The 21693-nt window shown below is 75.2% G+C and carries 21 protein-coding genes; 7 read left to right on the forward strand and 14 right to left on the reverse strand.

Annotated features, from left to right (window positions below):
- Position 1: 1 nt before the first annotated feature.
- Positions 2 to 1072 carry an ABC transporter substrate-binding protein gene (locus tag ACWEMJ_RS12275; protein WP_452136936.1) on the reverse strand — a complete coding sequence of 357 codons (1071 nt, stop codon included), beginning with the start codon at positions 1070 to 1072 and terminating at the stop codon, positions 2 to 4.
- 103 nt (positions 1073 to 1175) lie between these two features.
- On the reverse strand, positions 1176 to 1385 hold the full coding sequence (locus ACWEMJ_RS12280) for a heavy-metal-associated domain-containing protein (protein ID WP_452136937.1): 210 nt from the start codon (positions 1383 to 1385) through the stop codon (positions 1176 to 1178).
- Positions 1386 to 1612: 227 nt separating this feature from the next.
- On the opposite strand from ACWEMJ_RS12280, the gene ACWEMJ_RS12285 reads away from it, so the two are divergent.
- Positions 1613 to 4711, forward strand: a complete 3099-nt coding sequence (locus tag ACWEMJ_RS12285) for a trypsin-like peptidase domain-containing protein (protein ID WP_452136938.1) — start codon at positions 1613 to 1615, stop codon at positions 4709 to 4711.
- Between the two features lie 55 nt (positions 4712 to 4766).
- Here the strand turns inward: ACWEMJ_RS12285 and ACWEMJ_RS12290 are convergent, their stop codons facing one another.
- From ACWEMJ_RS12290 to ACWEMJ_RS12310, 5 genes are all read right to left on the reverse strand, one after another.
- A complete protein-coding gene (locus tag ACWEMJ_RS12290; protein WP_452136939.1) occupies positions 4767 to 5408 on the reverse strand; it encodes a sigma-70 family RNA polymerase sigma factor in 642 nt (213 codons plus the stop codon).
- Positions 5409 to 5543: 135 nt separating this feature from the next.
- Positions 5544 to 6299, reverse strand: a complete 756-nt coding sequence (locus ACWEMJ_RS12295) for a PE-PGRS family protein (RefSeq protein ID WP_452136940.1) — start codon at positions 6297 to 6299, stop codon at positions 5544 to 5546.
- Positions 6300 to 6474: 175 nt separating this feature from the next.
- On the reverse strand, positions 6475 to 6957 hold the full coding sequence (locus tag ACWEMJ_RS12300; RefSeq protein WP_452136941.1) for a cysteine/serine endopeptidase inhibitor: 483 nt from the start codon (positions 6955 to 6957) through the stop codon (positions 6475 to 6477).
- Between the two features lie 190 nt (positions 6958 to 7147).
- Positions 7148 to 7651 carry a hypothetical protein gene (locus ACWEMJ_RS12305; protein WP_452136942.1) on the reverse strand — a complete coding sequence of 168 codons (504 nt, stop codon included), beginning with the start codon at positions 7649 to 7651 and terminating at the stop codon, positions 7148 to 7150.
- Positions 7652 to 7771: 120 nt separating this feature from the next.
- The gene (locus ACWEMJ_RS12310) at positions 7772 to 8266 is read right to left on the reverse strand and encodes a DUF4188 domain-containing protein (protein ID WP_452136943.1); all 495 of its coding nucleotides are present in this window, start codon (positions 8264 to 8266) and stop codon (positions 7772 to 7774) included.
- 94 nt (positions 8267 to 8360) lie between these two features.
- On the opposite strand from ACWEMJ_RS12310, the gene ACWEMJ_RS12315 reads away from it, so the two are divergent.
- The 3 genes from ACWEMJ_RS12315 (at position 8361) to ACWEMJ_RS12325 (ending at position 11026) form a co-directional block, all read left to right on the forward strand.
- Entirely contained in the window at positions 8361 to 9014 is a 654-nt protein-coding gene (locus ACWEMJ_RS12315) for a MerR family transcriptional regulator (RefSeq protein ID WP_452136944.1), read from the forward strand.
- A gap of 92 nt (positions 9015 to 9106) precedes the next feature.
- Positions 9107 to 9415, forward strand: a complete 309-nt coding sequence (locus ACWEMJ_RS12320) for a hypothetical protein (RefSeq protein ID WP_452136945.1) — start codon at positions 9107 to 9109, stop codon at positions 9413 to 9415.
- A gap of 48 nt (positions 9416 to 9463) precedes the next feature.
- On the forward strand, positions 9464 to 11026 hold the full coding sequence (locus ACWEMJ_RS12325) for a protein kinase domain-containing protein (RefSeq protein WP_452136946.1): 1563 nt from the start codon (positions 9464 to 9466) through the stop codon (positions 11024 to 11026).
- Positions 11027 to 11095: 69 nt separating this feature from the next.
- Here the strand turns inward: ACWEMJ_RS12325 and ACWEMJ_RS12330 are convergent, their stop codons facing one another.
- Together ACWEMJ_RS12330 and ACWEMJ_RS12335 are read right to left on the reverse strand one after the other, a co-directional pair.
- Positions 11096 to 11563, reverse strand: coding sequence for a hypothetical protein (locus tag ACWEMJ_RS12330; RefSeq protein WP_452136947.1), 468 nt, complete (start codon positions 11561 to 11563; stop codon positions 11096 to 11098).
- 45 nt (positions 11564 to 11608) lie between these two features.
- Positions 11609 to 12841 carry a benzoate/H(+) symporter BenE family transporter gene (locus ACWEMJ_RS12335; RefSeq protein WP_452136948.1) on the reverse strand — a complete coding sequence of 411 codons (1233 nt, stop codon included), beginning with the start codon at positions 12839 to 12841 and terminating at the stop codon, positions 11609 to 11611.
- Positions 12842 to 12978: 137 nt separating this feature from the next.
- Here ACWEMJ_RS12335 and ACWEMJ_RS12340 point away from each other — a divergent pair, with 137 nt between their 5' ends.
- Complete coding sequence (locus ACWEMJ_RS12340) at positions 12979 to 14196, forward strand: SGNH/GDSL hydrolase family protein (protein WP_452136949.1); 1218 nt, start codon at positions 12979 to 12981, stop codon at positions 14194 to 14196.
- A gap of 49 nt (positions 14197 to 14245) precedes the next feature.
- Here the strand turns inward: ACWEMJ_RS12340 and ACWEMJ_RS12345 are convergent, their stop codons facing one another.
- Together ACWEMJ_RS12345 and ACWEMJ_RS12350 are read right to left on the reverse strand one after the other, a co-directional pair.
- Positions 14246 to 14926, reverse strand: coding sequence for a response regulator (locus ACWEMJ_RS12345; protein WP_452136950.1), 681 nt, complete (start codon positions 14924 to 14926; stop codon positions 14246 to 14248).
- Positions 14923 to 16116, reverse strand: a complete 1194-nt coding sequence (locus tag ACWEMJ_RS12350) for a sensor histidine kinase (RefSeq protein WP_452136951.1) — start codon at positions 16114 to 16116, stop codon at positions 14923 to 14925. The genes ACWEMJ_RS12345 and ACWEMJ_RS12350 overlap by 4 nt, the downstream gene beginning before the upstream one ends.
- A 282-nt stretch (positions 16117 to 16398) precedes the next feature.
- On the opposite strand from ACWEMJ_RS12350, the gene ACWEMJ_RS12355 reads away from it, so the two are divergent.
- Positions 16399 to 18597 (forward strand): MMPL family transporter, encoded by a 2199-nt coding sequence (locus tag ACWEMJ_RS12355; RefSeq protein WP_452136952.1) that lies wholly within the window; start codon positions 16399 to 16401, stop codon positions 18595 to 18597.
- A gap of 138 nt (positions 18598 to 18735) precedes the next feature.
- Here ACWEMJ_RS12355 and ACWEMJ_RS12360 read toward each other — a convergent pair whose 3' ends face one another.
- From ACWEMJ_RS12360 to ACWEMJ_RS12370, 3 genes are all read right to left on the reverse strand, one after another.
- Positions 18736 to 19110, reverse strand: coding sequence for a VOC family protein (locus tag ACWEMJ_RS12360; RefSeq protein WP_452136953.1), 375 nt, complete (start codon positions 19108 to 19110; stop codon positions 18736 to 18738).
- Between the two features lie 95 nt (positions 19111 to 19205).
- A complete protein-coding gene (locus ACWEMJ_RS12365) occupies positions 19206 to 19730 on the reverse strand; it encodes a ricin-type beta-trefoil lectin domain protein (protein WP_452136954.1) in 525 nt (174 codons plus the stop codon).
- Positions 19731 to 19910: 180 nt separating this feature from the next.
- Positions 19911 to 20315, reverse strand: a complete 405-nt coding sequence (locus ACWEMJ_RS12370) for an SsgA family sporulation/cell division regulator (RefSeq protein WP_452136955.1) — start codon at positions 20313 to 20315, stop codon at positions 19911 to 19913.
- A 213-nt stretch (positions 20316 to 20528) separates the two neighbouring features.
- Here ACWEMJ_RS12370 and ACWEMJ_RS12375 point away from each other — a divergent pair, with 213 nt between their 5' ends.
- Positions 20529 to 21578 (forward strand): aldo/keto reductase, encoded by a 1050-nt coding sequence (locus ACWEMJ_RS12375; RefSeq protein WP_452136956.1) that lies wholly within the window; start codon positions 20529 to 20531, stop codon positions 21576 to 21578.
- Positions 21579 to 21693 lie beyond the last annotated feature (115 nt).

Genomic DNA, 21693 nt, shown 5'->3' on the forward strand with positions numbered 1-21693 from the left:
CTCAGCGCCCGCCCGTGAACAGCTCGGGGTGGACGGTGCGGGCGATCCGCCGCACCGTCTCGGCGTTGCGGACCCCGGCGGTGGTGGTGGCCTCGGACCCGATCCGCACGAAGTGCCCCTGCTGGACGGCCGCCAGGTTCCGGGTCGCCGGGTTGTCCCGCAGGAACGCCTCGGCCTCGTCGAAGGCCCGGCGGTCGGCGTCCGCGCTGCCGCGGCTGCGGATGCCCAGCTGGATCCAGTCCGGGTTGCGGGCGACCACCTCCTCCCAGCTCACCTGCGCGAAGTCGGCGTCGCAGTCGGCGAAGACGTTCCGCGCCCCGGCGAGGGTGATGACCGCGTGGGCGATCTGCCGGCGGCAGACGGCCGTCGGCTGCTGGGTGCCCGCGTCGAAGTCGAAGAAGAAGTAGCCGGGCCGCTGCGCGCCGTCGGGCAGTCGGCCGAGTGCGGCGGCGACCTCGGCGAGCGTGCCGTCCATGGCGGCGACCAGCCGGTCGGCGGCCGGGAGGGTGCCAGTGACGGCGCCGAGCCGCTTGATGTCCTGCTGCACCTCGGCGAGGTCGGTCTTCTCCTGCTTCGCGTCCGACGCGCAGGCGGTGGACAGCAGGTACAGGTGCTTGATCCGGGCGGCGGCGAACTCCTGCTCGCTCGGCGGTCCGCCGGTGCCGCCGGCGCCCGCGACGGTGGCGAAGCTGTCGATGTACAGGTCGGCGCCGGAGCCGAGCAGCTGCTCCTTCGCGATCACCGTCCGGCCGAGCACCGGGATCCGCCGGCCCTGTTCGGCCACCTCGGGGGGCAACTGGCCGTCCCCGGGCGGGAATCCGGTACCGATGACGCGGTCGCCGGCCCCGAGTTCGAGCAGGATCTCCAGTGCGGCGGCGCTACTGGTGACGATCCGCCGCGGCGCGGCGTCGAAGGTGGTCGGTCGGCCCCGGCAGTCCAGCACCCTGACCGGGAAGTCGGCGGCCAGGACGGCCGTCGGCCCGCCGGGGCCGGTGGCCGTGCCGCTGCTCGCGCAGCCCGCGGCCAGCAGGGCCGCGGCGGCGGCCAGGACGGACAGCACACGGGTTCGCATGGGCAACTCCTGTGGGGTGTGGGCCAGTTGCTTTCACCCACAGCAGTCGTGCGGCCCCGCGGCCGAGTTCCCGCCGCGTCCGCGACTCCCGCGCCCGCCGGGGTCAGACCCGCCCGGTGAGGGTGAACCCGGCCTGGTCCACGGCCGCCCGGACCTGCTGCTCGTCCACCTCGCCCGCGACGGTGACCCGCCCGGCCCTGGCGTCGGCGGTGACGTCGGTGACGCCGGGCAGTGCGGCCAGCCCGGCGCTGACGGTCCGTTCGCAGTGGCCGCAGCTCATGCCCTCGACGGCGAACACGGTGGTGCTGGACATACCTGTCTCCCATGGATGTGATCGGCGGTGCGCGTCCCACCCCACCGCACCGCGCCGGGCCCCGGCCCCGGGACACGCGGCCACTGCCCCCTTCGGATGGACCGGGGAACCGCACGCCCCGCACCGCCGACGCGATCCTCCCCGGGCCCCAATTGTGCTTTCCCGCACACCGATTGATGATCCATCGGATAGCGTGCCCGCTGATCGTCCTGACAGCGGGGGGAACTGTGACGGACCGGACGCGCGAGACGGAACTGACCGCCCTGGCCCGCCGGAACGTGGTGGCGGTGCGGCTCGGCGGCGAGTTCGCGGGCAGCGGCTTCCTGCTGGCCCCGGATCTGGCGGCCAGCTGCGCGCACGTGGTCGCGCACGCCGTGGACGAGGTCGCCGTCGAGGTCGGCGGCGAACGGTACGAGGCGGTGTCGGTCGCGTGCGTGCCGTCCGATCCGGGCGAGGGCGGCTACTACGCGTTCCCGGACCTCGCCCTGATCCGGCTGGCCCGACCGGTGCCGGGCCGGGCGGGGGTGCTGCTCGCCGGGCGCTCCCCGGCGGAGGGGGCGATGGTGCTGGCGCTCGGCCACAGCACCTACACCGCCGAGGACGGCCCCGCCGAGGACTCCCTGCACCTGCGCGTGGTCGGCCGCTCCGGTCCGCTGCTGCGGGTGGCGGACGACCGCGTGGTGCCCGGGATGAGCGGCTCGCTGGTGCTCGACCCGGTCGGCGGCCGGGTCTGCGGGATGGTGAAGGCGACCCGCGACCGGGACGAGGTCCAGGGCGGGTGGATCGTCCCGTGCGAGGCGCTGGCGGAGCACGCGGCGGCCTGGTCGGCGGGCGCGGCCCGGCACCGGCCCGGCACCCGGTGGTTCGATCTGGCGGCCGACCGCGCCGCACTGACCCGGGCGCTGTTCGGCGCCGAGGATCCGGCCTCGGCGCTGCCGTCGCCGCCCGAGGACCCGCGCCCTTCGTGGTGGCTGGACACCCGCAACCAGGTGGTGCCGTTCGCCCCGCGCCCGGAACTCGACGGCCTGCTCGCCTGGTGCGAGGACCCCTCGCGTCCGGCCGTGCGGCTGGTGACCGGCAGCGGAGGGACGGGAAAGACCCGGCTGGCGATGCGGCTGTGCCGGACGCTGGGCCGGCGGGGCTGGATCGCGGGCTTCCTGCCGCACGGGCAGGCGACGGCCCGCGCGGCACTGGCGGCGGCGGTGGGCGCCGGCTACCGGGTGCTGCTGGTCCTCGACTACGCGGAGACCCGCCGCGAGGAGCTGCGCACCCTGCTGGAGGGCGCGGCCGGGTTCCGGGACTCGGTGCGGATCCTGCTGCTGGCCCGCAGCGGCGGCCCCTGGTGGACGACGGTGTCCACCGAGTTCGAGCAGGCCGCCGACCCGGAGCCGGTCGCGCTGTCGCCGCTCGCCGAGCACCTCGGCACCCGCCAGGTGGTGACGGAGGCCTGGCAGGCCTTCCACCGCGCCGTACTGCACCGCCCGGCCCCCGAACTCCCCGCCCGGCTGGCCGGGTTCGACGCACCGGACGCGGGAGGGTCCGGCCGCGGCGGCTTCAGCGACGTGCTGACCCTGCACGCCCTGGCCCTCGACGAGGTGCTGGCCCGGCGCGAGGAGACCCCTTCGACCGCGCCGGATCCGCTGCGCGCCGTCCTCGGCCACGAACAGCGCTACTGGCGGCGGATCGGCCGCGAACACGGGCTGGCCCTCGCCCTGGACGACGTCCGCCTGCGCCGGACGCTGCTGGTGCCCACCCTGTTCGCCGCCGCGGACGGCGAACAGGCGGCGAACGCCCTCCACACGCTGATCGGGCTGTCGGCGGCCCCCGGCGCGGAGGCCGGGCCGGCCGCGCGGCTGCTCGGCCGGCTCTACCCGCACGCGGAGCGGTACTGGGCCCCGATGCAGCCCGACCGCCTGGGCGAGACGCTGCTCCTCGACGTGGTCGCCGAGACCGGCACCTCGGAGGAGGCCGCCCGGCTGCTGGGCGCCGTGCTGTCGCAGTGCGACGCCGGACAGGCCGAGCAGGCCTTGGTGGTGCTGGGCCGCGCCGCCTACCCCTTCTTCCGGTCGGCGGTGACGGAGCGGACCGAGCTGCTGGCGTCGGCGCTGCCCGTCCTGGTGCGGCAGCAGACGCCCTGGCTCGGCGCCGCCGCGGTGACGACCGTGCTGTGGCGGCCGCCCGAGTTGCAGGACGCGGTGGCGTCCGTGGTCCGGCGGGCCGACACCGACCTGCTGGAGGCGATGTCGGCCCGGCTGTCCGAGGCCCGCTTCGCCGACCCGGAGTTCAAGCTGCTGACGCGGCGGGAACTGGCGCAGCGCCTGGAGGCCGCGCTGCCGCGCCGGGGCTGGGCCCGGTCGCATCCGCAGGACGCCGTCCGGCTGGCCCGGGTGCTCGACGACCTGGCGGCCTCCTGCGAGGAGGTCGACGAGCCGGAGCAGGCACTCCGGGCCACCGAGCGCCAGGTGGAGCTGGCCGGCAAGCTGGCCGGCGCCGACCCCGGCCGCTACCGGGCCGGGTACGCGCGGTGCCTCGACGTGCTGGCACTGCGCCTGTACAACCTGGGCCGGCTCCGCCCGGCGCTGCGGGTCTGCGAGTCGGCCGCCCGCGAGTGGGCGGCGGTCGTCCGCCGGGAGGCCCAGTACGCCCCCGACCTGGTCGACGCCCGGCTGGGAGTGGGCAGGCTGCACCTGGAGACGGGCAACCGGCGCCACGCACTGTCGGAGTTCCGGCAGGCCACCGCGGTGGCGGTCGACCTCTTCCACCTCGACCGCCCCGCCCACGCGCGCCGGCTCGCGCTCTGCCTCCACCTGTTCAGCGTCCAGCTGAGCCGGGCGGGCCTGCACCGGGAGGCGCTGGAGCACGCCGAGGCCTGCGAGGCGGCGGCGAGCTGGTTCGAGCCCGAGTCGCCGGAGGAGCTGTCGACGGTGGCCGACTACCTGGAGAACTTCTCGCGCACCCTCGCGGCGGTCGGCCTGACGGAGGAGGCGATCGAGCGGAAGGAGCGGTGCGCGCGGGCCCGCCGGCAGGTGGTGGACGCGATCGCCGTTCCCGGCTCCGACTACACCGTCCCCGGCACCCTGCACATCCTCCCCACCGGGCTGCCCGCCGCATTGGAGTCCCTGGTCGTCACCCTGTACGGCCTGAGCCTGCTGCTGCGGCGGGCGCAGCGCCACGGCGAGGCCGCGCGGATCGACGCGGAAGCCTCCCGGGCCCACGTCCGGCTGGCCGACACGCCCGGCCCGGAGGGCGGCAACCGCGCCGTCCTGGAGCTGACCCAGGACTGGATGGACCGGATCGCCTCCTCGGACGGGTTCTTCCGGGACTGAGCGGCCACCCGGCGGCGGGGGCACCGGGCCGGTGCCCCCCGCCGGCGCGGAGCGCTCAGGCCGCGCAGCCGACCGCCGGTCGGGTCGCGCTGCCGTGCTCGGCCTTCTCGGCGTCGGCGAGCTTACGGATCAGCACGGCCCGGGCCCGGTTGACCCGGGAGCGGACGGTGCCGATCGGGCAGCCGGTGAGTGCGGCGACCTCCTCGTAGGGCAGGCCGAGCAGCGCGGTGAGCACGAAGGCGTCACGGCGCTCGGCGGGCAGCGCGTCGAGCAGCGCGCCGAGCGCGATGCCCTCGTCGAAGCCGGGCAGGGAGGACGGCTGGACCTGTTCGGCGGCGCTCTGCCAGTCGTCGGTGTCGAGCAGCCGGGGCCGGCGGGCGGCGAACCGGTACCGGTCGACGACGGTGCGGCGGGCGATGGACAGCAGCCAGGTGCGGGCCGAGGAGCGGCCCTCGAATCCGGGCAGGCTGCGCAGCGCCCGCAGGTAGGTGTCCTGGGTGAGGTCGTCGGCGGCCTGGGGCTCGCCGCTGAGGTGGGTGACGAAGCGCCGGACGTCGGGGCGGGTGGCGCGGACGAAGCGTTCCACGGCGGCGGGGTCGCCGGTGCGGGCGGCGAGCGCCCAGGCGGTCACGGTGGCGTCGTCGGCGCGTGTCCGTGCGGTGACGGAGCGTGGCGCGGGAAGGGCAGCAGAAAGCATCTCCGGGTGTCCTTGCTCGGGAGACGGGTGCGGCCGGGTCGGGCCGCAGGGCCGGCCGGGGGCGCGCCGACGGCACCGTCGGCCCGGCGGGCGTGACGGTGGCGGGCGGGGGCGCTGCCCGGGTGGGACGGGCCGTCAGTGGACGGCGGCGGTCCTCGGCGGTCCCCGAGTGGCGAGGGAGTGGACGAGCAGCCGCGACCGGGGCAGTCGGGCGGTGGCCCGGGGGCGGCGTCGGCGCAGCGGCGGCCGGGCGGGCCGGACGGTGCGGAGCAGCAGCAGGACGGGCGCGAACAGGTGGGCGGCGACGGTCCGGGCCAGGCCGTGCACGGCGCGCTCGCCGGCGGCCAGCCAGAGGCCGAGCAGCAGCGCGGCCAGCAGGTGGGCGGCGAGCATGCCGGTGCCGCCGTGCTGTCCGGCCGCCATCGTCGCGGCGTGGTGCGCCATGCCGGGCATCGGCGTGGCGGCGGGGTCGGCGAGCGTGACGGTCAGCCCGTCGCCGGGGACGGTGCCCGGGTCGAGGCCGGCGGCCTCCACCAGCCGGGCGGCCTGGTCGTCGCTCAGCGGGCCGGCGTTGCACAGCAGCAGGCGGGCCCACCGGGCGGCGAGCCCGTCGGTGGGGGCGGCGGCCGCCGCGGTGGCGGCCTGGCCGAGCGAGAACCAGGTGTGCAGGGCGGCCTGGACGCCGACGGTCAGCGCGGTGACCAGCAGCGGCCCGCGTTCCCGTCGGGCGGTCAGCCAGCCGAGCCCGGCCGTCGCGGCGAACGCGGCCGCCAGCACGGGCGTGCCGACGGACCGGCCGGACATCAGGACGTGGGCGACGGCGGCGAGCAGCACGCAGCCGGCCGCGAACACCGCGGCCCGGCCTGCCCGTACGACTCGTCCAGCCTTCATGACCGGCCCATCATCACATCCTTCACATCCGCCGGATGCCGGACTCCCGCCGCTTTCCGCCCGGGGCGGGCATGACGAGCGTCACGGTGGACGCCCGGGAACCGGGCCGCCGTTCTCGACGACCACTGGTGCGGCGCACTGCCGCGTCGGCGGGGTCCGGTTCCCGGGCGGCGGGTCAGCCGGCGGTGCCGGTGACGGGGGCGGTCAGGGCGACGGTCCGGCCGCCGAGAGTGGTCTGCACGAACTGCCAGCTGATGCCGTTGATGACGCCCTGGTCGAGCGGCGCGAACTGGGCGAAGGCGGGCTTGCTGAGGTCGAGGTGGGTGGAGGCGCAGGTCGGGCACTTGTCCTTGACCGGCAGGGTGAGGGTCTTGCCCTGGTAGCTGACCTTGACCGAGATGCCCTTGCAGAGCGGGTCGTTGTTCGGGTTGGCGGTGGTCCACCAGGCGGCGGGGACGGCGACCAGCAGTTGGGTGCCGGCGTTGATCTGGGTGCCGCAGGCGCCGTAGCCGGTGTCGGTGAAGTAGGTGGCCTTGCCGGTCATCGGCGTGTTGATCGGTATCGCGGCGCCGGCGGGGCCGGCGCTCAGCGCGAGCAGGGCGGCCGCGGCGAGCGGGACGCCGGCCAGCAGGGTCAGGGTCCTACGGGTGGCACGCATGGTTCCTCCGTTTCGGAGCACGCTGCGTGGCAGCGCCGCATCGCCGATGGCGCACGGGAGTTCGGCGATCGCACTGTCACCGGGAGGCACCGAAGCTACGGAAGCGGCCGTTCGTGGTCCACACTTCTGACATGTTGTCATGGACACAAGTCGGTAAACTTTGCCCTCCCGGCGGGCCGGGCGGTCGGTGTCAGGAGGCGGCGACGTCCAGGTGGTAGGTGGTGTCCACCACGAAGTCGCCGGACGCGCCCTTGATCGTCAGCACGTACTGCCCGGGCGTGAGCGGCTCGACCGAGCTCCACATGCCCCAGGCGACCCGCGGCAGGCCGAGGGCCAGGAACCGCCGCGAGGCGAACTCCTGGACCGCCAGCGGGTTTCCGTTCAGGTCGGCCGCGGCCCGCTCCAGGTCGAGCCGCCACGGGCGGCCGGAGAAGCCGAGGGCGAGACGCTGGGTGTTGATCACGGGGAAGAACAGCGGCCGCCCGGCGGGGATCCGGCACCGCCGCACCACCCGGCCGCCGTAGGTGCCGGCCAGGAACCGGACGTCCTCCGGCTGCTGCCAGTCGGCGAACTCGCCGGTGGTGTCCGCGACCGGCGAGCGCTCCTGCGGCGCCGACAGCGCCCACTTCCACCAGCGCGCCGCCAGCTCCCCGCCCGCCACCGCGTCCAACGTCCCGAAACCGCTCTCCCGCACCGCGTCCTCACTCGGTTCAGCCCCGCCGACGCCCGTCCCGCGGGCGCCGTGTCGAGCCCGAACTGTATCCACCGCCCGGCGGCCGCTCCCGACCAGCCCCCAGGTCACCGGGGTCGGAGCTCAGTCCCGCCCGCCGTGCGCGAGGCGCTGCCGGGCGGTCGCGCCGCGCCGCTCGATCGGGAGGGTGCCGGTGGCGGCGCCGAGGCCGTACGGCGGCATGTCGCCGTAGATCGACTCGTAGTTGCCGGGCGGCACGATGTACGTCTCGTGCCAAATGCCCACGTGCTGCCGGGACTTGCGCTCGAACCGGTTGATCATCGACCAGGCCTTGCGGTGCAGCAGCTGCGGCGCGGCGGCGTAGGCGAGCAGCTTCTCCTCGGACTCCCAGTACTGGACCACGTAGTAGGTGCGCGGCGAGCCGCTGAGCAGCTGGTGGCCGAGCAGTCCGCTGTCCGGGTCGCGGGAGAGCTCGCGCAGCATCCGCGGCATCGCGAGGAACACCGGCAGCCAGTGGTGCGGCGCCCAGAAGTGGTTGATCCGCATGCCGATCAGGAAGAGGACGACCTTCCCCTCGGCGGCGGCGGTGGTGCGGCCCGGTATCGGCTTGGCGAACATGGCGCGTCCCCCTCTCGTCGGGCCGTCCGTGATTGGATAGCCCCACTCATCAATGGCTTGGATAGTGGCACTCACCGACGGAGGGCACAAGGGGATGCGCCTGGCAGATCTCAGCGAACGCAGCGGCGTCGCCCCCGCCACCATCAAGTACTACCTGCGCGAGGGACTGCTCCCGCCCGGCCGCCTGATCAACGCCACCCAGGCCGAGTACGACGACGCGCACCTGCGACGCCTGCGCCTGGTCCGGGCGATGATCCAGGTCGGACGCATCCCGGTGGCCACCGTCCGCGAGGTCCTCGCGCACATCGACGACGACTCCCTCGGCCTCACCGTCCGCCTCGGCGCGGCCCTGTGGGAACTGCCGCACCCCACCGCCGACCCCGCCCCCGGACCCGCCGACGACCCGTCCGCCGCCGACGCCCGCACCCTCGTCGACGACCTGCTCGCCCGCCTCGACTGGACCACCGCCCGCGAGGTCGGCGACCTCTCCCCCGCCCACCGCGCCCTGGTCTCCGCCCTCGCCACCCTGCTCCGCCTCGGCTACCCGCTCGACGCCGACGACCTGCTCCCCTACGCCCGCACCATGCGCCAGGCCGCCGGCTACGACCTCGACCGCATGGAACTCCTCCCCACCCCCCGTGAACAGGCCGAATACGCCGTCGCCGCCGCCGTCCTCTTCGAACCCGTCCTCCTCAACCTCCGCCGCCTCGCCCAGTCCGAGGAGTCCGGCCGCCGCTACGGCCTGTGACCGGTGCCCGTCGGCCCGTCCCGGAGGATTGGATTCCGGACGATCGGGCACCCGCCGAGGAGAACCACTCCGACCGGAAGGGAGCCGGTGCCATGGAGGAGATCCCGCAGGGCGGTGCGGGCGGCGTGCCCACGCCGGAGCAGGACCGTGAGCAGCAGGGCTACGCGGAGGGCAGGCTCGCGCACAGCGGGGAGCCGCGCGAGGACCACCGGGCCGAGGGGCGTCCGCCGACCGTGACGCACGACTGGCCGACCGGCTCGGCCCTCCCCGGCGGCACGCTGCGCCGGCGGGTCCGCGAGGACCACCGCGCGGAGGGCCGTCCGCCGACCGTGACGCACGACTGGCCGAGCGAGGAACGGGTGGCGAGCCCCGACCCGGGCGACCCGAAGGCGCGGCGGTAGGGGCACGGCGCGCGGGGGCTGTCCGCCGCTGCCCCTACGATGACCGCCATGACGACAGGGGGCGCGGACGCCCAACTCATCGACGGGCGTTTCGAGTTGCTGGGGCGGCTCGGCGGCGGCGGCATGGGGCTGGTGTGGCGGGCCCGCGACACCGTGCTGGAGCGCGAGGTCGCCCTCAAGGAGGTGCGGCCGCCGGACCCGGCCGTGCTCGCCGCCGACCCGGCCGCCGCGTTCGAACTGCGCGAACGGGTGCTGCGCGAGGCCCGCGCGCTGGCCCGGCTGCAGCACCCGCACGTGGTGACCATCCACCACATCGTCGACACGCCGCTGCTCCCGCACCCGTGGCTGGTGATGGAACTCGTCGCGGGCGGCTCCCTCCAGGACCGGCTCGCCCACGGCCCGCTCACCCCGCAGCAGGCGGCCCGGGTCGGCCGCGGCGTCCTGTCCGCGCTGCGGGCCGCGCACGCCGCCGGCATCCAGCACCGCGACGTCAAGCCCGCCAACATCCTGCTGCGCGCCGACGGCACCCCCGTGCTCACCGACTTCGGCATCGCCGCGCTCAGCGAGTCCACCAGCCTCACCGCGACGGGCGCGCTGATCGGCTCGCCCGAGTTCATCGCGCCCGAACGCATCCGCGGTCTGGAGGGCGACCCGTCCTCCGACCTGTGGTCGCTCGGCATGACGCTGTACGTCGCCGTCGAGGGCCACCACCCGCTGCGCCGCGCCACCACCCTCGCCACGCTGGCCGCCGTCCTGGACGAGCCCCTCCCGCCGCCGGTCCGCTGCGGCCCGCTCGGCGCCGCCCTCACCGCGCTGCTCGCCCGCGACCCGGCTGCCCGCCCCGCGCCCGAGCAGCTCGACCGGCTCTTCGCCGCCGCCGAGCAGGGCGAGGCGTACTCCCCGACCCTGCTGAACGCCCCCTACTCCCCCACCGGACTCGACGCCCCGACGCTGCCCGCGCTCCCCCGCCGCCGTCGGCGCACCGGCCGCGCGGCCCTCGCGGTGGCCGGCGTGGCGGTGCTCGGCCTGCTCGGCTGGTCCCTCGCCGACCGGTTCCACACCGCTGCCCCGGGCACCGCCGGCGACCCTGCCCGCACCGCTGCCGCCGCCCCCGCCGCCTCCGCCGCCCGCACCGGCGGCGTCCCCGCGCCCGCTCCCGGTTCCACCACCGCGGACCTGCTCACCCCCGACGGCGCCCGCGACCTCGCCGAGACCATCCGCGCCGCCACCGGCAACGCCACCATCACCCAACTGGTGATCTATCCCGACCACGCCTCCGCCCGGGCGGTCACCAAGGACAACCCGAAGCACTACGACGAGCTCACCTACCGCGCCGGCAAGCTCACCACCCGGCCCGGCGGCACCCTCGGCCCCAACGACAAGCCCGTCGACCTCACCCGGATCGACTGGACCCGGCTCCCCGACACCTTCACCAAGGCCCGGACCGAACTCGCCGTCCCCGCCCCCACCTCCCGCTACCTGCTGGTCGACTACGGCTGGTTCGCCGACGAGATCACCCTGCGCTACTACCTCTCCGACGACTACCACGGCGGCGGCTACCTCAGCACGGGCGCCACCGGAAAGGTCCTCAAGGTCGCCAAGTCCGGCTGACCCCACGGCATTTGACCGCGCACGGCGGTCGGCCGCCGGTCCGGCGAGGTCCACGTCCCGGTGACGCTGTCAGGCCCGGCGCAGGGCGGTGAGCAGGCGGCGGGCGCGGGTCGGGCGCGGGCGCATCCAGGCGGGGGTGCGGACGCCGGTGAAGTCGTTCCAGGCCAGGCAGTAGGCGCGGGACTCGGGGCCGACGGACGGCCAGGTCCGGGCGAGGTCGAAGCCGTTGTCCCAGGCGTTCAGCAGGGCCTCGAAGAAGCCGGCGGCCACGGCGTCGGCCTCCGCGCCCTCGGCCGCCAGGACGCTCTCCAGGAGCGCGAAGAGCCGGCGGGTCTGATCGTCCGTGAAGTCGTCCGCGTGGCGCGCGTACTGGGCGCCCAGGGTGGCCAGCCGCAGCGTCAGCGGCGGCGCCTCGTACCCGCTCGCGCCGACGGTGTCGCCGGACAGGGCGCGCCAGTGTTCGACGTCGGCCCGGTCGGCCGCCGCCAGTGCCTCGTGAACGGACGTCAGCCCGTCCCACCACCCGGGTGTCTCCACCGTCCCCCTCCTCGCCGAACTGCCTGGTCGGCCGACCTTACGGCCTCAAGGTCGGGGGGTGCGACGCGGGGTGAGGATCGCGTGGGTGGCGAGGCCGAGGAGCAGGCCCCAGAAGGCGGCGCCGATGCCGAGCAGGGTGGTGCCGGAGGCGGTGGCGAGGAGGGTGACCAGGGCGGCTTCGCGTCCGGCTTCGGGGGCGAGCGCGGCGGCGAGGCTGCTCTGCAGGGAGCCGAGCAGGGCGACGCCGGCGATCACGGCGACGAGTTCCGCGGGCAGGCCGGTGAACAGGCCGACGAGCACGCCGCCGAAGCTGCCGACCAGGACGTACAGCGCCCCGGCGGACATGCCGGCGACGTAGCGGCGGCGCGGGTCGGGGTGGGCCTCCGGGCCGGAGCAGATCGCGGCGGTGATGGCGGCCAGGTTGACGCCGGGCGATCCGAACGGGGCGAGCAGGACGGAGGCCGCGCCGGTGGCGCCGATCAGCAGGCGGTCGTCGGGGCGGTAGCCGAAGGCGCGCAGCACGCCGAGGCCGGGGGCGTTCTGCGAGGCGAGGGCGACGATGGTGAGCGGCAGGGCGAGGCCGATCAGCGCGGGCCAGGAGAACGCGGGGGCGGTGAGGACGGGGACGGTCGGGCCGCCGGCGCCGGCGTGCAGCGGGAGTCCGACGGTGGCCGCGGCGAGCAGCCCGCCGGCCAGCAGCGCGATCACCACGGCGTAGCGCGGGGTGAGGCGTTTGGCGAGCAGGAAGGCGGCGAAGCTGCCGAGCACCAGGACGGGCGCGCCGTGCACGGCGCCGAAGATGCCGGCGCCGAAGCCGAACAGGATGCCGGCCAGCATGGCGTGCAGGATGCCTTCGGGGACGGCGGCGATCAGGCGTCCGAACCAGCCGGTGACGCCGAACAGGGTGACGGCGACGGCGCTGACCAGGAACGCGCCGACGGCTTCCCGGTAGGGGTAGTGGCCGAGGCCGGTGACGAGCAGGGCCGCGCCCGGGGTGGACCAGGCGGTGACGACGGGCGTGCGGGTCCACCAGCTCAGGGCGAAGCAGGTCAGGCCGCTGCCGATGGCCACCGCCCAGATCCAGGACGCGGTGTGCGCGGCGTCCAGCCGTCCGGCGGCGGCAGCGGCGAGCACGACCACCAGCGGTCCGGAGAACGACACCGCGACGCACACCAGTCCGGCGAGCAGCGCGGGCCCGGAGACGTCGTGTCGCAGCGTGCGGCGCGGGCGCTCGTCGACCGTCGGGGCGGCCTGTCGGACCGTCAGATCATCTGTCATTCGCAAAGTATCCCGCCCGTCGTCGACCCGGCATGCCCGCTGCCGACGACGGGAAGCGTTCTTCCATCGCTCCATCCCCACTTGCCTAAATGACTTAGGCAACGGCATGATTCCCATAGGCGAACAAGGGAGACACCATGGCAGCCGAAGCCGACGCCGCGGCCACCGCCGAAGCCGCACCGGGCTGGATCACCACGCCCCTCACCGCGCAGCTGCTGCGCGGCCATCTCGACCTGGAGGAGACGGCGCACGGCCTGCTGCCGCACCGCCTGCCCGCCCGGGCCCGGCGGCAGGTGCCGGACCAGCAGTTGGCGCAGGCGCAGGCGCAGCCGTCGGGGGTCCGGGTGGCGTTCCGGACGGCGGCGACCCGGATCGAGCTGGACACGCTGCCGACCAAGCGGGCCTACCGGGGGTTCCCGCCGCCCGCCGACGGGGTGTACGACCTGCTGATCGACGGCCGCCTCGCGGCCCAGACCACGGTCGCGGGCGGCCGCCTGCGCACCGTCACGGATCTGGTCACGCAGGCCGCCGAGTGGACCGAGGGCCCGGTGGGGACGGCCCGCTTCGACGGACTGCCGGGGCGGGCGAAGGACGTGGAGATCTGGCTGCCGCACAACGAGGTGACGGAGCTGGTCGCGCTGCGCACCGACGCCCCGGTGGAGCCGCTGCCGGAGCGCGGCCGCCGGGTGTGGCTGCACCACGGCAGCTCGATCAGCCACGGCTCCGACGCGGCCCGCCCGACCGGGACGTGGCCGGCCGTCGCGGCGGCGCGCGGCGGCGTGGAGCTGGTCAACCTGGGCTTCAGCGGCAGCGCCCTGCTGGACCCGTTCACGGCCCGGGCGATCCGGGACGCCCGGGCCGATCTGATCAGTCTGAAGATCGGCATCAACCTGGTGAACACCGACGCGATGCGGCTGCGCGCCTTCGGCCCGGCGGTGCACGGCTTCCTGGACACCGTGCGCGAGGGCCACCCGGACACGCCGCTGCTGGTGGTCTCCCCCGTGCTGTGCCCGATGCACGAGGACACCCCGGGCCCGCTGATGGCGGACGTCAGCGGCGGGACGCTCCGGTTCCGGGCCACCGGCGACCCGGCCGAGCGCGCCGCCGGACGCCTGACGCTGACCGTGATCCGGGAGGAGCTGGCCCGGATCGTCGGCCTGCGGGCCGTGGAGGACCCGTACCTGCACTACCTGGACGGCCGCGAGCTGTACGGCGAGCGCGAGTATGCCGAACTCCCGCTGCCCGACGGCCTGCACCCGGACGGCGCGGCGCACCGCCGCATCGGCGAGCACTTCGCCCGGCTCGCCTTCACCCCGGGCGGCCCGTTCGACCCGCCCGTCCCGCAGGCCGGTTGAGGCCGGCCTGGGCCAACCGGCCTGCCGGGCGGGCCGAACCAGCCCGCGCTCAGGCCCGGTTGGGGGTGATCAGGCCGGATTCGTAGGCGGCGATCACGGCCTGGGCGCGGTCGCGGACGTCGAGCTTGGCGAACAGGCCGGTGATGTGGTTCTTCACCGTGGACGGGCTGATCTCCATGGCCTCGGCGATCGCCCCGTTGTCGAGCCCGGTGGCCATCAGCCGCCACACCTCGCGCTCGCGCGGCGTGAGGTCGACGGCGACGGGCGCGGCGGCCGCCGCGGGGGCGGGCTGCGGGGCGCGGACGTGGGTGGCGATCAGGCGGGTGAGCAGCCGGGGCGCGACCACGGCGTCCCCGGCGTGCACGGTGCGGATCGCGGTGGCGAGCTCCTCCGGGGAGACGTCCTTCGGCAGGAAGCCGTGCGCGCCGGCCCGCAGCGCGGCCACCACGTACTCGTCCAGGTCGAAGGTGGACAGCGCCAGCACCCGGCAGTCGGGCAGCTCGCGGGCGAGCTGTTCGGTGGCGGCGACGCCGTCCAGGACGGGCATCCGCAGGTCCATCACCACCACGTCGGGGCGCAGCCGGTGGGCGAGGGCGACGGCCTGTTCGCCGTTCTCGGCCTCGCCGACCACCTCGAAGGACGGGTGGGGGTGGAGGATCAGCGTCAGTCCGCGGCGGACCAGGGGCTGGTCGTCGGCGACCAGGACGCGGATCGCGGGGGCGGCACTCATACGGGCACCTCTCCGTGCTGGAGTCCGGCCTCGGCCGTCTCCTCGGCGGTCAGGGGGAGTTCGGCCAGCACGGCGAAGCCGCCGTCGGGGTGCGGGCCGCAGGTCAGGGCGCCGCCGTGCAGGGCGGCGCGTTCGCGCATGCCGATCAGTCCGTGGCCACCGCTGTCGGCCGACGCGCTCGCGCCGCCGGGGCCGTCGTCGCGGACCGACACGGTGACGGCGTCCGGCCCGTAGCCGAGGCGGACGGTCGCGCGGGCCGTCGGGCCGGCGTACTTGCGGGCGTTGGTCAGCGCCTCCTGGACGATCCGGAAGACCGTCAGGCCGAGCGTCGGCGGCAGCGGGCGCGGCGTGCCGTGGACGTGCAGCTCGGTGGGCAGGCCGGCCAGGCGGGAGTCGGCGACGAGCCGGGCGAGGTCGTCCGCGCCGGGCTGCGGGGCCGGCGGCGCGGCGTCCGGTTCGTCGCCGGCCCGCAGCACGTCCAGCAGTTGGCGCATCTCGCGCAGCGCCAGCCGGCCGGAGGACTCCAGCGTCACCAGCGCCTCCCGGACCACCTCGGGGTCGGCGAGGTTGGCGCGGGCGCCGCCGGCCATCAGCTGCATGGTGGTGATGTGGTGGGCGACGATGTCGTGCAACTCCCGTGCAATGCGCCGCCGTTCGTCGGCGACCGCGCGGTCCGCGAGCAGTCGGCGGTTGGCGGCCACCTCGCGCTGCCAGCGGGAGACGGCCAGGCCGCCGCCCGCGACCAGCAGCGCGGAGGCCGGGGCGGCGACCACCGCGTCCCAGGCGGGCATCGCGAAGTGGCTCTGGGTGACCACCGTCAGCACCGAGGTGACGACGACGGCCGCCGCGGTCACCCCGACCCGGCAGCGCCGGGCGAGGGTGTACAGCGCCACCGACAGGACGGCGCCGAAGTGGATGGTGGCCGGCGTGGTCAGGTTGGCGGCCACCTGGACCACCAGGACGCCGGCGAACATCGGCAGCGGACGGGTGCGCCGCACCAGCAGCGGCAGGCCCGAGCAGAGCGCGATCAGGAAGCCGGGCACGCTGGTGCCGCCGGCCGCCGCCGCGAACAGCAGGTGGCCGACCAGGTCCACCAGGCCCGCACCGACCGCGACCAGGGCGTCGGCCTGGCTCCACGGCAGGCCGTCCCCCTTGCGGCCCCCGCCGGTGTCCTCCCGGTGCCCGTCCATGCGCCATCCCCTTGGTACCCGGTCGGCGCCGGGCCTCTGATCAGCAGTGATGCCGCCATTCTCGCATCGCGCCGAAGGGCCGGGCATGGGCCCCGGGGGCAGTGCCCGCTGGGAGCACGGTCCCAGGGCGGCGGCGGGCGGCGGGAGCCGGGACCTCGGTGCGGATCGTCCGCCGCCACGACGTCCGGACGCGTTCCGGCTGATGAGCTGGGTGCAGGCCGGAAACCACCGGCCACGGCAGCGGCCCCCGGGCCCGCCGACCGTCTCTCGGGAAGGGTTCTCGTGATCCGCGCACTGACCGGATTCGCCACCAGAAACGCCTGGAAGGTCATCGTCCTATGGCTGGTGGCGGGGATCGGCCTGACCCTGCTCGGCCCGACGCTGTTCAACCGGGTCACCCAGTCGCAGTCCGGGGACTTCCTGCCCCGCAGCTACGACTCGGCCGCGGCGCTGCGGATCGCCGAGGACCACTTCGGCCTCGACCCGGACGCCACCGTGATCACCGTGCTGGTCGCCCGCACCGACGGCAAGCCGCTCACCGACGCCGACCACCAGCGCGTCCAGACCGAGGCGACCCGGCTCGGCGAGCGACGCGTCGTCATGCCGCGCAAGGAGGACGACCCCGAGTTCCTGGTGCCCGACCACTCGCAGACGCCCCGGGTCACCCCGGCGATGCTCGCCCCCGACCGCAGCTTCGAACTGCTCGCGGTCGAGCTGACCGGAGACGCCGGCAACGAAGGCGTGCAGGACGTCTTCCGGACGTTCCGGGACAGCGCCCGCGCCGACTTCGCCGAGGCCGGACTGCGCACCGGGTTCACCGGCGGCCTCGCCGAGGCCGCCGACAGCACGGACGCCAACAAGACGGCGGCGATGGTCGGCAACATCCTGCTGATGGGCCTGATCGTGCTGCTGAACGTGCTGGTCTTCCGCAGCGTGCTGGCCGCGGTGCTGCCGCTGCTCGCCGTCTCGATCGTCGGCGGCGCGGCGGCCGGCGCGGTGGCCGGGGCGGCGGCGCTCGCCGGCCTGAAGCTCGCCCCGTCCACCCAGAGCCTGGTCGGGGTGGTGCTGCTCGGCATCGGCGTCGACTACCTGCTGTTCCTGCTGTTCCGCTTCCGCGAGCAGCTGCGCGCCCACCCCGACCAGCCCATCCGTGAGGCCGCCGCCGAGGTGTCCGCCCGGGTCGGCACCGCGATCACCTCCGCCGCGCTGACCATCGTCGCCGCGTTCGCCACCCTGGGCGTCGCCAGCTTCGGCGAGTTCCGCTCGCTCGGCCCCGCCGTCGCCGTCGCCGTCCTGGTCATGCTGCTCGCCAGCCTCACCCTGATGCCCGCCCTGCTCGCCGCCTGCGGACGCGGCATGTTCTGGCCGTCCCGCACGCTGCGCCGCACGCCGCGCGACGGCGTCTCGGGCCGCTTCGGCGCCCTGGTCGCCCGCCGGCCGGCCGCGCTGCTGCTCGCCTCCGTCGCCCTGCTGGGCGGGCTGACCGCCGGCGTCGCCGGCATCACCATGGACTACGGCCAGGGCAACGCCACCTCCCGCACCCCCGCCGCCGCCACCGCCGCGGAGATCTCCCGCGCCCTGCCGGCGGGCGTCTCCGACCCGACCACCGTGTACGTCACCGCGAACAGCGGCGGCGTCGTCACCGCTCCCCAACTCGACGGCCTCTCGGCCGAGTTGTCCCGCGTCGACGGCATCGGCCAGGTCGGCCGGACCACCGTCAGCCCCGACGGCCTCGCCGCCCGCATCGACCTGTACCCGACCGCCGACGCGCAGAGCCGGCAGGCCCGCGACCTGATCGCCGGACCGCTGCGGACCGCCGTCGCCGCGCACACCCCCGCCGGGCTGACCGCCCACGTCGGCGGCACCGCGGCGATCTTCACGGACATCTCCACCGCCGTCGACCACGACCTCAAGCTGGTCTTCCCGGTCGCCGCCGCGCTCATCGCCCTCATCCTGCTGCTGCTCCTGCGCAGCCTGCTGGCCCCCGTCGTCCTGATGCTCGCCGTCGGCGCGGGATTCGCCGCCACGCTGGGCGCCGCCACCCTGGTCTTCCAGCACCTGAAGTCCGAACCCGGCATCAGCTTCACCCTGCCGCTGGTGCTGTTCCTCTTCGTCGTCGCCCTCGGCACCGACTACAACATCCTGATCACCGACCGCATCCGCGAGGAGATGCAGCAGCCCGGCAGCGCGCGCGCCGCCGTGGCACGGGCCGTCCGCCACACCACCCCGACCATCGCCACCGCCGGACTCGTCCTGGCCGGCTCCTTCGCCACCCTGGCCGCCACCCCCGGCACCGAGCAGATCGCCTTCGCCCTGACCCTCGGCATCCTGCTCTCCGCCGGCGTCCTCTCCCTCGTCCTCGTCCCCGCCGTCGCCGCCCTCCTCGGCCGCGCCCTCTGGTGGCCCCTGCGCACCACCCCCGCCCGCACCCCCGCCCACGCCCCCACCCCCACCCCCGAATTCGAACCCACCCGGCACTGACACCCCGCCGAATTCAATTCCCCCCACCCGTCCGCGCCGTCCCGGCACGCGACGGGTGGGGCATTTCATCGGCACGACACCGATCCGACGGAGACGCAAGTGCCCGCCGATTCCCCACAGGTCCTCTGACGGCGGGGCTCAGGTGCGTTCGGTGGTGCTGCGCAGGACGCAGAATTCGTTGCCCTCGGGGTCGGTGAGGACGGCCCAGCCGGTGCCGTCGGGGTTGCGGTGGTCGGCGGCGAGGGTGGCGCCGAGGGCGAGCAGGCGGGTGACTTCGGTGTCGCGGGGGGTGTCGGGGCGCAGGCAGAGGTGGACGCGGTTCTTGACCGTCTTCGGTTCGGGCACCTGGTTGAAGTAGAGCACCGGGCCGCCGCCGCCCAGCTCGACCTGGGTCTCCCGGTCGCCGGGGGCGGCGTCCGGGTCGAGCGGGCGGCCCGTCACCGCGGCCCAGAAGAGGGCCAGTTCGTACGCGTCGGCGCAGTCGATCGCCACGTTCTGCACTACCGAGACCATGCGGGCGAGTCTCCCCGATCCGGCCGCCGGACGCCAGCGGCGACGGACGCCGGCGCAGGCCGGGGACGGGCCTGCGCCGGCGGTGCGGAGTCCGGTCAGAGGGTGTCGCGGACCTTGATCTGGCCCCGGTCGACGGTGAAGTCCTGGTTGCCGAACCCGGGGCTCAGGCACTGCCAGATCTTGAGCAGGTCGCCGTTGTCGCGGCCGCCGCCCACGTCCACGCACATGGGGCGGCCCGAGCCGACGGTGTCGCGGACCTTGATCTGCCCCCGGTCCACGATGAAGTCCTGGTTGCCGAAGCCGGGGCTCAGACACTGCCAGATCTTCACCCGGTCCCCGTTGCTGCGCCCGCCGCCGACGTCCAGGCAGCGTTCGTTGCCGGTGCCGATGGTGTCGCGGACCTTGATCTGGCCCCGGTCGATCACGAAGTCCTGGTTGCCGAAGCCGGGGCTCAGGCACTGCCAGATCTTCGCCCAGTCGCCGTTGCTGCGCCCGCCGCCCACGTCGAGGCACATCGGGAGGCCGGTCGCGCGGGGCGAGGTGGCGGCGGTCGCGGGCGCCGCGACGGCGATCAGCCCGGCGGCGGCCAGCGCCGCGAGCACGGTGGTGAATCGGGACATGACGTACCTCCGAGGGTGCACCGACGGGTGTCGGCTCTCAACGGGTGGCCGGGGAACAGGCGCTCGGCGCGCACTGCCCGGTGTCCGCAAGAGTCGCAGCGGGCCGCCACGACACGCCCGGGTACGAACCACAGCCATCCGTTGGAGTGGCACGCGGTTTGAAACGCGGGTGACGGCGGATCAGCCGCACAGCCGCTCGAGTTCGGCGTCCAGGTCGAGGTACGAGGATTCGGTCCCGGCGGGGACCAGCGTGAAGGAGTCGATCAGGAAGCCGGTGACGGCCTCGCCGGGGATGCTGATGACGGCCTGCCCGGTGTGGCCGCGCAGGGTGACGTGCACGGTGCTGTCGGGGCCGGGCGCGACGACCACGTCGCCCCGGCCGGCCGGGGCGTGCCGGCCTTCGTTGAGCAGCTCGCGGCCGAACGACCACTCGACCGCCTCGTCACCGGGCCGCAGCGGCGGGAACAGCAGGCAGACGGCGTACGGCTCGGCGGAGTCGAAGCGCAGCCGCGCCTCGACGGCCGTCTCGGGGTAGGGGCTGTGCGGCAGGGTGACCCGGGTGGTCCAGTCGGCGGAGACGGGCATGCGGGGCACACTCCATTCTGTCCTCGGCAACGCTTCGTCGGTGGCTGCCGACGGCTACCCCGCCACGCCGGGTCCACCGCTTCCCGCGCCAAACCTTCACAACCGCGCGCCGGTACCGGGCGCACAAAGGAGTTGAGCTGGAGTCCACTCCAACGCCTACAGTGCCCGGCGGCGCACATCGCGCGAACGATCACGGGGACAAGGGGATTGATGATGCGTTACCGCACACTGGGCGGCACCGGCATCGAGGTCAGCGCGCACTGCCTGGGCACCATGATGCTGGGCTCCGTCGGCAACCCGGACCACCAGGAGGGCATCCGCCTGATCCACACCGCGCTGGAGCACGGGATCAACTTCGTGGACACCGCGGACATGTACTCGGCGGGCGAGTCGGAGGAGATCGTCGGCAAGGCGCTGCAGGGCCGGCGCGAGGACGTGGTGCTGGCGACCAAGGTGCACTTCCCGATGGGGACGGGGCCGAACCGGGGCGGGAACTCGCGGCGCTGGATCATGCGCGCCGTGGAGGACAGCCTGCGCCGGCTGCGCACCGACTGGATCGACCTGTACCAGGTGCACCGGCCGGACAGCCGCACGGACGTCGAGGAGACCCTGTCCGCGCTGGGCGACCTGGTCCGGCAGGGGAAGATCCGCACGTTCGGCTGCTCGACGTTCCCGGCGGCGGAGATCGTCGAGTCGCACTGGGTGGCCGAGCGCCGGGCGCTGCCCCGGTTCCGCACCGAGCAGCCGCCGTACTCGATCCTGGCGCGCGGCATCGAGTCCTCGGTGCTGCCGGTGGCGCAGCGCCACCGGATGGGGGTGCTGACCTGGAGCCCGCTGGCGTCGGGCTTCCTGACCGGGCGCTACCGCAGGGGCGGCACGGTGGACATGTCCTCGGGCCGGCCGGCGCTGCACCCGCACCGCTTCGACCCGACGCTGCCGGTGAACGTCCGCAAGCTGGAGGCGGTGGAGCAACTGGTCGTGCTGGCCGAGGAGTTGGGGTGCACGCTGCCGGAGCTCGCGGTGGCCTTCCCGCTGGCGCACCCGGCGGTCACCTCGGTGATCATCGGCCCGCGCACGGTGGAGCAGCTGACCGGCCTGCTGAAGGGCGCCTCGCTGGTGCTGGACGACGCGGCACTGGACCGGATCGACGCGATCGTCCCGCCCGGCACCGACGTGTACCACCCGGACGGCGCGTGGACCTCCCCCGCGCTCGCCCCGTCCGCCCTGCGCCGCCCTGCGGACGAGCGCGCGGCCGCGCAGTGACGCACGCCCGCACGGACGCCCGGTGACGGACGCCCGGTGACGGACGAGCGCGCCGCCGCGTCATCACACCCGAGCGGTGACGCACAGGTGCCCCGGCCGCCGCGCGCGCGGTGGC

The organism is Kitasatospora sp. NPDC004531 (assembly GCF_053602195.1).

Excerpts from the sequence above, each read along its gene's own strand:
- ACWEMJ_RS12375 (WP_452136956.1), top strand. The coding sequence starts at position 20,529 with ATGCGTTACCGCACACTGGGCGGCACCGGCATCGAGGTCAGCGCGCAC.
- ACWEMJ_RS12340 (WP_452136949.1), top strand. The coding sequence starts at position 12,979 with ATGGCAGCCGAAGCCGACGCCGCGGCCACCGCCGAAGCCGCACCGGGC.
- ACWEMJ_RS12320 (WP_452136945.1), top strand. The coding sequence starts at position 9,107 with ATGGAGGAGATCCCGCAGGGCGGTGCGGGCGGCGTGCCCACGCCGGAG.
- ACWEMJ_RS12370 (WP_452136955.1), bottom strand. The coding sequence starts at position 20,315 with ATGCCCGTCTCCGCCGACTGGACCACCCGGGTCACCCTGCCGCACAGC.
- ACWEMJ_RS12335 (WP_452136948.1), bottom strand. The coding sequence starts at position 12,841 with ATGACAGATGATCTGACGGTCCGACAGGCCGCCCCGACGGTCGACGAG.
- ACWEMJ_RS12360 (WP_452136953.1), bottom strand. The coding sequence starts at position 19,110 with ATGGTCTCGGTAGTGCAGAACGTGGCGATCGACTGCGCCGACGCGTAC.
- ACWEMJ_RS12290 (WP_452136939.1), bottom strand. The coding sequence starts at position 5,408 with ATGCTTTCTGCTGCCCTTCCCGCGCCACGCTCCGTCACCGCACGGACA.
- ACWEMJ_RS12295 (WP_452136940.1), bottom strand. The coding sequence starts at position 6,299 with ATGAAGGCTGGACGAGTCGTACGGGCAGGCCGGGCCGCGGTGTTCGCG.
- ACWEMJ_RS12310 (WP_452136943.1), bottom strand. The coding sequence starts at position 8,266 with ATGTTCGCCAAGCCGATACCGGGCCGCACCACCGCCGCCGCCGAGGGG.
- ACWEMJ_RS12350 (WP_452136951.1), bottom strand. The coding sequence starts at position 16,116 with ATGGACGGGCACCGGGAGGACACCGGCGGGGGCCGCAAGGGGGACGGC.
- ACWEMJ_RS12275 (WP_452136936.1), bottom strand. The coding sequence starts at position 1,072 with ATGCGAACCCGTGTGCTGTCCGTCCTGGCCGCCGCCGCGGCCCTGCTG.
- ACWEMJ_RS12315 (WP_452136944.1), top strand. The coding sequence starts at position 8,361 with ATGCGCCTGGCAGATCTCAGCGAACGCAGCGGCGTCGCCCCCGCCACC.
- ACWEMJ_RS12325 (WP_452136946.1), top strand. The coding sequence starts at position 9,464 with ATGACGACAGGGGGCGCGGACGCCCAACTCATCGACGGGCGTTTCGAG.
- ACWEMJ_RS12280 (WP_452136937.1), bottom strand. The coding sequence starts at position 1,385 with ATGTCCAGCACCACCGTGTTCGCCGTCGAGGGCATGAGCTGCGGCCAC.
- ACWEMJ_RS12345 (WP_452136950.1), bottom strand. The coding sequence starts at position 14,926 with ATGAGTGCCGCCCCCGCGATCCGCGTCCTGGTCGCCGACGACCAGCCC.
- ACWEMJ_RS12300 (WP_452136941.1), bottom strand. The coding sequence starts at position 6,957 with ATGCGTGCCACCCGTAGGACCCTGACCCTGCTGGCCGGCGTCCCGCTC.
- ACWEMJ_RS12365 (WP_452136954.1), bottom strand. The coding sequence starts at position 19,730 with ATGTCCCGATTCACCACCGTGCTCGCGGCGCTGGCCGCCGCCGGGCTG.